Consider the following 12,923-nt stretch of genomic DNA (forward strand, 5'->3'; position numbering starts at 1 on the left):
AAAGAAATGCGGCAAACATATACAAATAAACCAATATGGGCAAAAAAACAAGAAAAAAAGATAGCGTTTTAAAAATAATAACTACATTTGGGCAGTAATTATTAAATATTTTAACCACTATGAGCAACAAAACAAAAAGATTCATCCTTCCAGAAGAAGAAATACCCCACTACTGGTACAACATACAGGCTGACATGGTGAACAAACCTATGCCCCCACTGAACCCTGCTACCAAGCAACCGCTGAAGCCCGAAGACATGTATCCCATCTTTGCCGAAGAGCTTTGCCGGCAGGAACTGAACCAGACTGATGCCTGGATTGAGATCCCCGAAGAAGTGCGCGAAATGTACAAATACTACCGCAGCACACCGCTGGTACGTGCCTACGGACTGGAGAAAGCCCTCGATACTCCGGCTCACATTTACTTCAAGAACGAGAGTGTCAGTCCCATGGGCTCGCATAAGCTGAACTCCGCCATTCCGCAGGCCTACTACTGCAAAAAGGAAGGCGTGACCAACGTCACCACCGAGACTGGTGCCGGACAATGGGGTGCCTCGCTGGCTTACGCCGCCCGTCTGTTCGGGCTCGAAGCTGCTGTCTACCAGGTGAAGATCAGTTACGAGCAGAAGCCCTACCGTCGTAGCATCATGCACACGTTCGGCGCACAGGTTACAGCTTCTCCCTCCATGTCCACCCGTGCCGGAAAAGACATCCTGACTGCCCATCCCAACCATCAGGGTTCACTGGGAACAGCCATTTCCGAGGCCATCGAACTGGCCCGCACCACTCCCAACTGTAAGTACACGCTGGGCTCCGTGCTGAGCCACGTCACCCTGCACCAGACCATCATCGGTCAGGAAGCTGAAAAGCAGATGGCCATGGCCGGCGAATATCCCGACATGGTGATCGCCTGCTTCGGCGGAGGCTCCAACTTCGGAGGTATCGCCTTCCCCTTCATGCGGCACAACATCCTTGAAGGAAAGAAAACCCGCTTCATTGCTGCCGAACCCGCCTCTTGCCCAAAACTGACACGAGGCAAATTCCAGTACGACTTTGGCGACGAAGCCGGTTACACCCCACTGCTGCCCATGTTCACACTGGGACACAACTTTGCCCCGGCTAACATACATGCAGGCGGTCTGCGTTACCACGGTGCCGGTGTCATCGTATCGCAACTGCTGAAAGACGGACTGATGGAGGCTGTAGACATCCGACAACTGGAATCGTTTGATGCCGGCGTACTGTTTGCACAGGTCGAAGGTATCATCCCGGCTCCCGAATCGTGCCACGCCATCGCCGCCGCCATCCGCGAAGCCAACAAGTGTAAGGAGACAGGCGAAGAGAAAGTCATCCTGTTCAACCTCTCCGGACACGGACTTATCGACATGGCCTCGTACGACAAATACCTGGCTGGCGACCTGATCAACTACGAACTTACCGACCAGGATATCCAGAAAAACCTGGATGAAATAGGAGATTTGGCTTAAAAAACAGTTACGGGTTACAAGCATCGGTTAAGCGTTTCTGCAAACTTCTGCATTCCGCCTTTCCCCGATACTTGTAACCCGTAACAAATTATCTACAGCGACCGTTCAGGTCATCTGTTCTTCTGTTGTGGAAATGGTTTTCTGTCTTTGCTATCAGGACGCATATCTTTCCGCATTCTGTTACCATCGTGCTTCTTCTCCATCTGATAGATCTTTTCAATCTGCTTGGGCGACAGCACCTTGCGGAATTCAGTATAATACTTTTCCTGTAAGTCCAGCATCTTGCGGCTGTGGGCAAAACGATCCTTGATGCGTTGTTCTACTTCAGCGTCGGTCAGCATTTCTTTCTTTGCATCAGGCTGTTTGCCTGCTTCGGCCTTATCCTGCTTCATCTGTTTCCATGCCTCTGCTCTGCATTCGTGCAAATCTTTCAGATATTGAGTATAGACAGGCGTAAACTTGGCAGTTGTAGCATCATCCAGCGCCAAAGCTTTCACAATGCGGTTGGTTTGCATCTCCATCATCTGCTCGGGAGTGAAACGCGGCTTCTTCTTCGTACGGTCCGCTTGTTGTTGAGCAAACAATGAAACTTGGCTTCCTGCTACGAGGAGTGCAATAAACAGATAAACGATTCTTGTCTTCATAAGTCTTCTTTTTTTAGTTTATAATCATTTTCGTGGTTCATCTCCAGAGAATTTCCGTATACATCACATTAGAACTCGGAAAAAGGAAAAAGTAAAAAAGAGAAGACACACATTTTGTATTAATTAACGCGGCATTTAACAAAAAAGCCTCTGTAACGACCATGGCTACAGAGGCTCTTAAATAGCTTATTCAATTTTCACAATCACCAGAAACGGTTACGCTCGGCACTGTATTCCAAGCCTACAGCTTTCAGTTTACGGATGATGTGTTCTTTGTCTACATTCATATCCTCGCAAAGAGCATCCAGCGAAGGATAGAAATCACGTAATTTCATGTTGATGAAGCTATACAGCATCATCGGTTCTTCGGGTAATTCCATTTGCTTCAATCTTTTTTAGTTACTAATACCGCCGCAAAGATAGTTGTTTCTGCAATATAGAAAGTTGATTTTAATCATTTTTTCGTCCGATTCTTCCGTAATCGGTTGCATAAGTTCAATTGAAAGCACCCGGTTTTCGTTGACTTACAATGACATAGATTACAACCGGAGCACCTATCACAGGAGTAACTGCATTCAGCGGAATGACTCCCGCTTCGCCCGGTAGTACGCACAACAAGTTACAGATCAAAGCCACAGCAGACCCGCAAAGAATGGTTACGGGAAGCAGCGAATTGTGATTGGAAGTACCCAGAATAAGCCGGGCCACATGAGGAACAGCCAGCCCGATGAACGAAACCGGACCGCAAAATGCCGTAGTAATAGCCGTCAGCACACCGGTAACAATCAGCAGCCAATTACGTACACTACGGATATTGATTCCCAGATTTTCGGCATAACGGTCGCCCAGCAGCAAAGCGTTCAGCGGCTTGATGAGCAGCAGTGACCCGATCAGCCCCAGCACCGTGACCGAAGCAAATGCCGGCATCTGTTGCAAGGACACACCGCCAAAGTTACCCATTCCCCAAATCATATACGACTGTACGCCCTCGGCCGTAGCAAAGAAGTTGAGCAGCGAAATGACCGACGAAGCAATATAGCCTATCATAATACCTGCTATCAGCAGCATCACATTGCTGCGAATCAGTGTAGACAGAAACAGAATAAGAGCCATGATCGTCATGGCACCCACAAAAGCACCAGCCAGTACCGAAAAGAAGCCCGACAGACTGAACGTGCCGGCCGAAATGCTTCCGCCGAACAGCAGCATGACACATGCCACGCCCAGACTGGCTCCTGTATTGATTCCCAAAATGGAAGGGCCAGCCAGCGGATTCTTGAAAGCCGTCTGCAACATCAGTCCGCATACCGCCAGCGCTCCTCCGCACAACAAGGCTGTAAGTGCCTGAGGTAAACGCGATTCCCACAGGATGAAGCTCCAGCTTGCTTTCCCGGCCTCGCCTCCCGAAAGGATACGGAATACTTCACCGGCAGGAATAGATACAGAACCCACCAGCAAATTAACGATAAACAGAAGTACTATCAGGACTCCCATTCCCAAACCATATTTCCAACCTTTCGACATAAGCTTTTTTAAAGAGTTATAAGGAGTGAAAGGAAGTTATTACTTCGCTTTGCACCGTTAGAAGTTAAAGGCCAATAGTATAGACTCTGAATAGAGAAGCATTGGACAATAACTCCTGAAAGTTTCATGCTATTATTCTTTCAGCTTGCAAAAATAGCGCAAACCGCCCAAACTGCCCAATTCCGGATGAAGAATCTGAATCAGGTCGGACAGCAGATAATCCGGATGAAACGGAGTTTCTTCGTAATAGGGCACCTTATCTGTATTGCATCCGTACACCGAACGTTCCTTGAATGCCTTGAAACCGGTATAACCGATATAATCGGCCTGTAGGTCGGCGTATGTCATATCCCGGTCACGATTGTACTTGATAACCCACACATCGGCATCGCCAGCCTTGTCGAAAACAGTTTCGAAAGCCAAGGGAACAGAACCGCTATGCTTGTCGTTTGCGAAAGCATAACGCCCGCACGCATCGGCAAACAGACGTCCTATCGTGCTGCGCCCGCCCGGTACATACCAGGCCGATCCACTCTTCAATTCACTCAGGATAGACAAAGAAGTAGAAGAACTCCGGGCTTTCTGCTTCAATTCCTGATAGCGTTTGTCTACTTCGGCAAACAGGCTGTCGGCCTCGGCTTCGGCACCAAACAACAAACCATAGAAGCGCATCCACTCGGCACGTCCCAAAGCCGACGTCTCCATATAGTCGGCGCATTCGATGAGAGGGATGTTCAGCTTCTCCACCCGTCCGTAGCCGCCACTGTTCTCGAAAGGTGACAGCAGGATGGCATCGGGATGCAAGTCGATAATCTTTTCCATATCCGGATTCATGCCGTCGCCACAATCAGCTATTTTTCCAGCTGCTACCCGTTCGTGTATGGCAGCCAGGCGAATGTACTTCAGGTCGCACACTCCCCCAATGGCATTGCCTGTTCCCAGCTCTTCCAGCAGGGCACAATGTACGGACGAGTAAATGACAGACTTCTTCAACGGCGTACGCACTACGGTACCTTCCGGCAGTTGTTCCGGCAGCTGCTCCGTCTCGGGCACCAGTACATAGGTGTGCAAAGTACGCAGTGTGTCCCACGGATTGCGCAGCGTAGCCACCGTATAACCCGGATAGGACACCAGTGTCAGATTCTCGGCATAGCGCAAAGCGATGGTGTCACCACCATCAGCGAAAGAAGCCTTGCTCCTTCCTCCACACGAGGAAAGGAGCAAGGCTACTAATATTCCTATTGAATATAAATACTTATTCATCATCAATTAAAAAAAACTGCAGAACTAGGATTGATACCACCTGCGCTGAACTCTTCTACAAGCGTTCCATCTTTTTTGAAACGGTAAATAGTACCAGTAGTCTTATAATCGGTCGTACCGATATAAATATCACCGTTGTTTTCATTCACTTCCAGCATATAGATTGTTGCATTCTTCAATGCCTCCGGTATATTCTTCAGGAAAGAAGTGTTGTTCAGCTGACCGGTTTTGATGTCATAAGTAAAGAATGTATTCAGTACAGCACCTGCATAATCAGAGTAAACCAAATACAACATATCGTTAGCGGCACACATGCGGCTTGCTACACCCAGTTCTGTCACCTTATTGTTATTTGCCGGATCAATCATCTGCAATGAGTAACCCGCATCACCGTAATTACCCCAAGAAATCAGGAATATCTTATCATCTTCCTCCAGTATAGCGTTCGGATTCACTCCTACTGTCAACGTTTCGGCCACCGTAAAAGTATTCAGATCGATTACCTTTACATCATTATGATACGTAGTATAATCGGCAGTACAACTGTTAGCCACATAGAGTTTGCCCTCACAGGCAGCAATACCTTCCATATTGTCGCCCAGACCGGTCAACTTAGCTTCTAGAGCCATAGTAGAGGCATTAATTTTGGCAACAGCACCGCCCCAGAACGAAGCATAGATGTAACCATCTTCGGCATCCATATAACGGATACGACCAGCCAAATCAGGATCATTTACGAAAGAAACCCGTCCCTGCTCCACACCAGCAGCATTCAGTTTTACCAAATAGTTCGAACCATAAACAGACACGAAAATCTGGTCTTCATATTCAATCATGTCCTGTCCAGTCTCGCCTAATTGTGCAGCGTTTTGCAAGAAGAAAATATCATTGATGAAGTCTGCATCACCATTAGGGGCATAAAAAGCAATACCAGCATTGTTACTGCCATAACCTCCTTCGTTCAAAATGAACATACGTGACTGCGGCAAAGTCAGTTGTGAACCCGTATCATCCGGACCTTTTTCGTCATCGTCATCACTACACGATGCAAAACCTGCACCTAAAGCCAGCATACACAAGATGCTAAACAAAAAACTTCTTACTTTCCCTAAATTCCGCAGCATTTTAGTTTAACTTATTTTATAAGTACCTGAGCAACAAAAAGTTGCTCAGGATTTTGCCATGTCAGATTTTTCACCTATCTTAGTGTTGCAAATCAAAATATGTATCAAACCCGACAGACATGGCAAAGGTAGCAATAAAATCTGAGAAACTCTCTCCTTTTGGAGGAATTTTTTCAATAATGGAGCAATTTGACTCCAATCTCTCATCTGTAATCGACTCAACCCTCGGTATGAGATGTAGGCTGTATGGTTATCAATACAGCGAAATCATCCGTTCGCTTATGAGCGTTTATTTCTGTGGCGGCTCATGCATAGAGGATGTCACCACTCATCTGATGTATCACCTCTCGCTTCATCCGACACTTCGCACATGCAGTGCCGACACGATTCTCAGAGCCATAAAGGAACTGACCCAGGATAACATTTCCTACACATCCGACACTGGCAAGACCTACGACTTAAACACGGCAGACATGCTGAATACACTGCTCCTCAATTGCCTATTGTCCACAGGGCAGCTGAAAGATGGCGAGGGGTATGACGTTGACTTCGACCACCAGTTCATAGAGGCTGAGAAGTTTGATGCGAAACCCACATACAAGAAGTTTCTCGGATACCGTCCTGGCGTGGCGGTTATTGGCGACTTGATTGTCGGCATTGAGAACAGCGACGGCAACACAAATGTCCGTTTCCACCAGAAGGACACGCTGAAGAGGTTCTTTGAAAGGTTTGAAAAGAACAAGCTTATGATCAACCGTTTCAGAGCTGATTGCGGCTCGTGTTCTGAAGAGATAGTGGAAGAGATTGCTAAACACTGCAAGACCTTCTATATCCGTGCCAACCGATGCAGTTCGCTCTACAATGACATCTTTGCCCTCAGAGGTTGGAAGAAAGTGGAATTGGGCGGCATTGAGTTTGAGCTGGCCTCCATTCTCATCGAGAAATGGAAAGGGAAGGCATACCGTCTTGTGATTCAAAGACAGAAGCGGATAGACGGCGAACTCGACCTGTGGGAAGGAGAATACACCTACCGCTGCATCCTTACAAATGACTACGAGTCTTCCGAGAAAGAGATTGTCGAATTCTATAACCTCCGTGGAGGGAAGGAACGCATCTTCGATGACATGAATAACGGATTCGGCTGGAACAGGCTTCCAAAATCCTTCATGGGAGAAAACACGGTGTTTCTTCTGCTTACGGCACTCATACGCAACTTCTATAAATTCATCATGGCGAGGCTTGACGTGAAGAGGTTCGGACTCAAAGCAACAAGCCGCATCAAGGCGTTTGTCTTCAAGTTCATCTCTGTGCCAGCCAAATGGGTCAGGACATCAAGGCAGTATGTGCTGAATATCTATTCATGCAACAACGCTTATGCTGATGTGTTCCAGAATGACTTTGGATGACACCGACAACTTATGGTCGTGATTTTGCGTATTGCCTCAAGTCGCATGGTGGGGTAAGGGGATTTAATGCGTCTTTGTGGCGATTTTTGCTGCGTTGCACCCTCTTTTGCCACAGTGTCGCTACCTTTTTGACCTCTGTGTCATCTTATGAGGGCGGTTGCGGATTTGAGGCTTTCATACTTTTCATCTTTATTTTGTTTGATATTGATAAATCTGCATCCTCACAATATTCTTCCGTCTGTATCAGTAGCACCTTAAAACTTAAAGGTACCGGTCAACCGCCATGAACGCCCCGGCATGGGATAGTACTTAATAACGTCATACTGTTCATCGGTCAGGTTCACCAGTTCGGCCTGCACCGACAAACGGTAATCTTTCAAAGCAAATTCATGCGACAGACTGAGAGTGTGCTCCACATATCCGTCTATCTCATTAGCCGGAATATTCTGCGACAAAAAATATCGTTTACCCACTCCCACAACCGAATAGCCTATATTCACCCACGGATTTTCGATCACCATTGCCACATTTCCGCTATGCAACGGGGTATAAGGCAACTGAGCCTCATAAGTAGGACCGTCAGGATCAGTCAGATCAATGGCTTTCTGCCACATATAATTGCCGGACACGAACAATCCAACAGATTTAAATAATGGTATGGAAGCCGACAACGTAGCGTCCACGCCCGTTGCATGTACTTTCCCATAATTAGCCATCTTCCATACGTAAGTCGTAGGGAAAGCGACTATCTTATCAGTCACATCATTAAAATATCCGTCTACGGTCATCGACAAAAAATCGAAAATAGTCCATTTTGAGCGACTCCATGTGATGCCTACATTATATTCGTTAGCTTTCTCGGGACGCAAATCTCGATTGCCCATCCTGAAATAGTACAAATCGTTGAAAGTTGGCAGACGGAAAGTGCTTTTGTACATCAGCCGAAAGAACAAAGATTCGTCCTGCCAAGGTTGAACGCTCACCGTTACCGATGGAGCCAGACGATGAAAATTATCCGGCTTATCGCCCTGTTCCACATGTTCCGAAGTGGCCGTGTAGACCAAAGAAGCAGTAGCAGTCATCCAATCTGTTCGATAACGGCCATTCAAAGCACTGATTGAAGTGTATCGGGTAGGGAATGGACAGGCTGGCAGACTGTTGCGTAAGGTGTTCGCCACTCCATCCTGTGCCAACGAAAAAGTCAAGTCCTCCAATGGCTGATAAAGCAAGGTTGCCGACAGATAATATTCATCCTGACGATGTACTTCCCGATAAACCCCATCGGTATATTCCACACCTTTGTCCTGATAGCGATTCCAACTGTGGTTGTACTTGGCCTGCGCCTGCAATGTCCACTTGGCAGAAAACTTCTTTTTATAGCGCGCTTGTGTAAAGAAGTTCTCATCCCATAATTTTTCATCCGAAATCGGGTTATAAAGAGTTACCCCTCCCGGCAGTTCGCGGGCTGAATAGTAATAATATCCTTTCACATCCAACTCCCCTCCATCTTTAAACGTATGATAAAGCGTCGCTTCGCCCTGCCATGACTCCACTTGAGAGTTGTTCCGTTTTTCCCGTGTCACGTACTTCCCGTTCACCAGCGTAAACGGATAATTGCCGTCGGCACGCATATAGCCGACATCTACCGAGAGGCGTGTACGCTCCCCCAGTTTCTGCCACCATCTGACAGAGGGCGCTACATATCCGAACGAGCCGCCCCTGACACGTGCCAGAAAAGCAGAAGTACGATTTCCTTCGAAGTGAGGTTTTTCTGTTTCGATGTTCAACACACCGGCCGACGCATACAGACGGGCCGACTGCAACAGGTCTTCGCTCTGGCCGATGGAAAGAGAAAGTATCGACACATTGTCCAGCGAGAAACGTCCGATGTCTATCTGTCCAGCCTGACAGTTGCTGACTGCCACACCGTCGTAGCTGACAGCCGTATGGGCTGCACCCATGTTGCGGATAGAGACTGTCTTCAGTCCACCTATACCGCCGTAATCCTTCACGTCGACACCGGCAAAGCGACGTACGGCATCCGCCATGTTCTGTATGCCAAGCTGGCTGATGTCCTGCTTCGACATGGTCTGCACAGGCACAGTCGATGTTACCTTGTTGGGCATCCTACGGGCAGTCACCGTCACTTTCTCTATCTGATGCACCTTGCCGGCAATCGTATCTTCCTGCACTTCCTGTGCCACCATCCGGCAGGGCATCATACAGCACAATACGATGCAGACCAATCGCATCTTCATACTCCACTTCATAAACAAACGGCAGAATCTTTTATTTCATTATTCTTGTGTGCACTGACTGCTTTCCTCGAACAGACAATTTTTCGACTTTGTTTTGCAGGTCTTCTGACTCGTTTCCTAATGTATCGCCTTCCCATTCTCTTTATTATCAGAAAAACAGTGGCATCCGAGTATGATACATTCCTCTTGAAACACACAGCAGCGGGACTGTCCGGGATTCACACCCGATTCCCTTTTCATCCACATCTCCGAACGGAGATTACGGAACAAAACAGCGGCAAATGTAGGAATTTATTTGAATATCCGCAATCAAAAACACACAAAAAGTATTGAATACCAACAAACAGCGTTCTGTCGGAAGTGGTTTGCTGAAACACAGTTGGCAACCGTGGCGCAGGTTACGTTTTATTGCTTTCGTATCGTGCTGAAAGCAAAATACAGCCGTGTGCCCCGGCGCCCCAAAGCCACCAGCATACACAGCAGCGAACAGCAAGCACAAACCACAAATACCACTCCCGTGGACGAAAGGATATTACCGATGCCCACCAATGGCGAAACAATGCCTCCCGCCGCAAAACATACGGCACCTAAAAGAGCCGATGCCGTGCCCGAATTCTCGCGCTGACTCTCCATGGCCAAAGCTGTGCTCGAAGTAAACGTCATCCCCATGCTGAACAGCAGAACCAGCATCAGAACCTCGTATACCCAAAAGCTGCACGCCGACATTAACGCCCCACACTGTAACACGGCTGCCACTACCATTCCGCAACAGCCAACCAGTGTGCTGGTCTCCGAACGGCGAAACTTGACCGACAAGGCAGCCGCAACACCTATCGCAAGCGCATTGACTCCGAAACACAAGCTGAACGCAAATGCCGAAAACCCATAATGCTGCTGCACGATGAAAGGCGACGAGGCGATGTTGGCAAACAGCACTCCCTGTGCGAAAGCCATCTGAAGCACATAGCACACGTAACGCCTGTCGCGCAACACGACTCCAAAACTGCGGAACGTATCACTCCATTTTTCAGCCGAACGGTTTTCACGCGGCAACGATTCCTTGAAACGTAAGCAACAGGCCAATAACACCAGTCCCAGGCCGAACAGAATCCAGAAGATGCCCTGCCATCCTATCACATCGGTCAGCAGGCCGCCCACAATCGGAGCCGCCACCGGAGCCACTCCGTTAATGGCCCCAATTACGGCCAGCATTTTGGCAAGTTCGCGTCCGGAATATTTGTCCGTTGCCACCGAACGCGATATGACGATACCACCCGCACCGGCTATGCCCTGCAACAGACGGAACGCCACAAACTGCTCTATGCTCTGCGAAAACAGGCACAACAGCGTCGATGCAATAAACAGCCACATGGCCACCAGCAAGGGTAACCGCCGACCGTACCGGTCGCTCAGCGGACCGAAGAATATCTGTCCCACTGCCAGACCTATCATACTGGTTGTCAGTCCTAACTGAACCATCGAAGAAGTTGTGGAAAAATACTCGCCCATCGAAGGCAAACTGGGCAGATACATATCCGTCACAAAGGGGCCAAATGCCGTCAGCATGCCCAGCAATATCAGCAAAAAAACTTTAGAATTTTCTTTAACCATCATTTATCCTTTCTTTAAAGCGGTGCAAAGTTACAAGGAATCTGTCCAGTTTATACAGATATCGACCTTGCGTCTTGCTCTTTTTCGAAAAGATTTTCAGAACTTAACACACAGTCCTCCCTACCCCTTATTTTTTCCCAGTTAGGAAAAAATTCCTCTCTAGTTAGAAAAAAAATATTTTCCTAACTAGGGAAAAAAGAAAGCCTGACTACTGTCAGGCTTTAGTCTTTAAACTCATAATACAACAGCACCGGATTGGAATCGCTCTCCAAACTCCTTATCAATTCTTTATTGACAACTTTATCAGACAACTGACCGGACTCGAAAAGTCTTTTCAACTCTGCCAACTGCTCCGTATTATAAAAGTAAAACACACCATCGGCATCCGCGCACAAGTACCCGGGAAGCGTAACGCCGTTTTGCTTGTTTCCTGCAAAAAAGATATCGTCTTTCTGTGTCTGGAAAATAGAAGTCTGACCACTTTTCAGATGATGGCGTACTTTAAGAAGCGATCCTCCATAACAATTAAACCAAAGATAGCCCTGATGAACATAGAAATTGCAAAAGCCCCAATAGACTTCTTCTGTGTCAGGTGCATATACTGCTGCATCATTTTCTTGGTGAGCGCAACGGGGTCGCCAGACGAATGCAAATTGCTATCCTTGAGCAGGTCGTCGCGTTTGATCACTTTTTCCCCATGAATAGCCAAAACAGGATATACTTCCCCCTCACGAATGGCCATGACGGTATCCATCAGCGCCGTACAGAACCAAAGTTCATCCCCGACACGAGTAAAAGGGGTACCAAAATTCAGAAATTCATTTTGCCAACCTTGATTATATGAATCATAATCCAGCAGGCTGGCAGTCATTTTGCCAGCTTGCAACAGATCTATCTGGTGCAGCAGATAATAAGGAGTATCGCCCTGTGCAGGCCAATGGTTCGACTGGTAAGCATAAAGAAAATCAGACTGATACGCTATATCGGCATAAAACGGTGGGCCGTCTAAGGATATTTCATCCTCAAAAGTACCTGTCAACAAATCATATCTCAATATCTTGTTGCGTGATGAGTCGTACAGATACAGTTTCTTCTTTTCCTCGTCAACAGTAAAGTCTCTGCAACCGGCATATTCACCGGGAGCCGGACCATTGTTCCCGAATTTTCGGATAAAGGAACCGTCTTTCTTGAAAGCATATACTCCTTCCGCCCGACGATCCATTAAATATAACGTATCGTTCACAGGCACCATCTTGCTGATGCTCGACAGCAAAACGTCTTTGGTTTCTAAAGGTATCAGACGAACATCTTTGAACAGTTCGGAATATCTCCATTGTTCAGTGGAAGCGCTATCCATATTGATGATACCTGCCTGTGAATGTACAAGCAAGGACCCTTGAGACTGACAGGCTACTACGGCAAAACCCAATACAAAAGCTAAAAGGAAAAATAGATTCCGTTTCATTTACATTACCTCCTATAAGTTCAGTCATGTTTTTATTCGCTACTCTCTTTCACAAAGAAAAAGAAAAACGGTTAAAAAAGCAAGAAACTGAACCGAAAAGTCATATTGAAAATTCTTTTTTTCCACAAGTAGCAGCTGCGT

General features: G+C 47.2%; 10 protein-coding genes and 1 riboswitch. Of the genes, 2 read left to right on the forward strand and 8 right to left on the reverse strand.

Annotated features, from left to right (window positions below):
* Positions 1-119 precede the first annotated feature (119 nt).
* Positions 120-1,487 carry a TrpB-like pyridoxal phosphate-dependent enzyme gene (locus tag BQ5591_RS16300; RefSeq protein ID WP_022164289.1) on the forward strand — a complete coding sequence of 456 codons (1,368 nt, stop codon included), beginning with the start codon at positions 120-122 and terminating at the stop codon, positions 1,485-1,487.
* Positions 1,488-1,597: 110 nt separating this feature from the next.
* Here the strand turns inward: BQ5591_RS16300 and BQ5591_RS16305 are convergent, their stop codons facing one another.
* The 5 genes from BQ5591_RS16305 to BQ5591_RS16325 form a co-directional block, all read right to left on the reverse strand.
* On the reverse strand, positions 1,598-2,131 hold the full coding sequence (locus BQ5591_RS16305; RefSeq protein ID WP_022164290.1) for a hypothetical protein: 534 nt from the start codon (positions 2,129-2,131) through the stop codon (positions 1,598-1,600).
* Positions 2,132-2,334: 203 nt separating this feature from the next.
* Positions 2,335-2,511, reverse strand: a complete 177-nt coding sequence (locus BQ5591_RS16310) for a DUF4250 domain-containing protein (RefSeq protein WP_022164291.1) — start codon at positions 2,509-2,511, stop codon at positions 2,335-2,337.
* Between the two features lie 115 nt (positions 2,512-2,626).
* Positions 2,627-3,655: an iron ABC transporter permease gene (locus BQ5591_RS16315; protein WP_071150115.1), complete on the reverse strand. Its 1,029-nt coding sequence runs from the start codon at positions 3,653-3,655 to the stop codon at positions 2,627-2,629.
* Between the two features lie 132 nt (positions 3,656-3,787).
* Positions 3,788-4,921, reverse strand: coding sequence for an ABC transporter substrate-binding protein (locus BQ5591_RS16320; RefSeq protein WP_113740894.1), 1,134 nt, complete (start codon positions 4,919-4,921; stop codon positions 3,788-3,790).
* A complete protein-coding gene (locus BQ5591_RS16325) occupies positions 4,921-5,991 on the reverse strand; it encodes a YncE family protein (RefSeq protein ID WP_205410646.1) in 1,071 nt (356 codons plus the stop codon). Before BQ5591_RS16325 ends, BQ5591_RS16320 begins: the two co-directional genes overlap by 1 nt.
* 170 nt (positions 5,992-6,161) lie before the next feature.
* Here BQ5591_RS16325 and BQ5591_RS16330 point away from each other — a divergent pair, with 170 nt between their 5' ends.
* A complete protein-coding gene (locus tag BQ5591_RS16330) occupies positions 6,162-7,448 on the forward strand; it encodes an IS1380 family transposase (RefSeq protein WP_071147970.1) in 1,287 nt (428 codons plus the stop codon).
* Between the two features lie 254 nt (positions 7,449-7,702).
* Here the strand turns inward: BQ5591_RS16330 and BQ5591_RS16335 are convergent, their stop codons facing one another.
* The 3 genes from BQ5591_RS16335 to BQ5591_RS16345 form a co-directional block, all read right to left on the reverse strand.
* Positions 7,703-9,706: a TonB-dependent receptor plug domain-containing protein gene (locus BQ5591_RS16335; RefSeq protein WP_394331811.1), complete on the reverse strand. Its 2,004-nt coding sequence runs from the start codon at positions 9,704-9,706 to the stop codon at positions 7,703-7,705.
* A 78-nt stretch (positions 9,707-9,784) separates the two neighbouring features.
* A riboswitch (cobalamin riboswitch) is annotated at positions 9,785-9,993 on the reverse strand.
* A gap of 118 nt (positions 9,994-10,111) precedes the next feature.
* Positions 10,112-11,317, reverse strand: a complete 1,206-nt coding sequence (locus tag BQ5591_RS16340; RefSeq protein ID WP_071150787.1) for a multidrug effflux MFS transporter — start codon at positions 11,315-11,317, stop codon at positions 10,112-10,114.
* A 484-nt stretch (positions 11,318-11,801) separates the two neighbouring features.
* Positions 11,802-12,782 (reverse strand): 6-bladed beta-propeller, encoded by a 981-nt coding sequence (locus tag BQ5591_RS16345; RefSeq protein WP_071150118.1) that lies wholly within the window; start codon positions 12,780-12,782, stop codon positions 11,802-11,804.
* Positions 12,783-12,923 lie beyond the last annotated feature (141 nt).

The sequence above is a fragment of the Bacteroides ndongoniae genome (assembly GCF_900108345.1).
Taxonomy (GTDB): domain Bacteria; phylum Bacteroidota; class Bacteroidia; order Bacteroidales; family Bacteroidaceae; genus Bacteroides; species Bacteroides ndongoniae.

What these genes read in the sequence shown, in the direction of transcription:
- BQ5591_RS16300 (WP_022164289.1), top strand. Translation starts at nt 120, where the DNA reads ATGAGCAACAAAACAAAAAGATTCATCCTTCCAGAAGAAGAAATACCC.
- BQ5591_RS16305 (WP_022164290.1), bottom strand. Translation starts at nt 2,131, where the DNA reads ATGAAGACAAGAATCGTTTATCTGTTTATTGCACTCCTCGTAGCAGGA.
- BQ5591_RS16310 (WP_022164291.1), bottom strand. Translation starts at nt 2,511, where the DNA reads ATGGAATTACCCGAAGAACCGATGATGCTGTATAGCTTCATCAACATG.
- BQ5591_RS16315 (WP_071150115.1), bottom strand. Translation starts at nt 3,655, where the DNA reads ATGTCGAAAGGTTGGAAATATGGTTTGGGAATGGGAGTCCTGATAGTA.
- BQ5591_RS16320 (WP_113740894.1), bottom strand. Translation starts at nt 4,921, where the DNA reads ATGATGAATAAGTATTTATATTCAATAGGAATATTAGTAGCCTTGCTC.
- BQ5591_RS16325 (WP_205410646.1), bottom strand. Translation starts at nt 5,991, where the DNA reads ATGCTGGCTTTAGGTGCAGGTTTTGCATCGTGTAGTGATGACGATGAC.
- BQ5591_RS16330 (WP_071147970.1), top strand. Translation starts at nt 6,162, where the DNA reads ATGGCAAAGGTAGCAATAAAATCTGAGAAACTCTCTCCTTTTGGAGGA.
- BQ5591_RS16335 (WP_394331811.1), bottom strand. Translation starts at nt 9,706, where the DNA reads ATGAAGATGCGATTGGTCTGCATCGTATTGTGCTGTATGATGCCCTGC.
- BQ5591_RS16340 (WP_071150787.1), bottom strand. Translation starts at nt 11,317, where the DNA reads ATGGTTAAAGAAAATTCTAAAGTTTTTTTGCTGATATTGCTGGGCATG.
- BQ5591_RS16345 (WP_071150118.1), bottom strand. Translation starts at nt 12,782, where the DNA reads ATGAAACGGAATCTATTTTTCCTTTTAGCTTTTGTATTGGGTTTTGCC.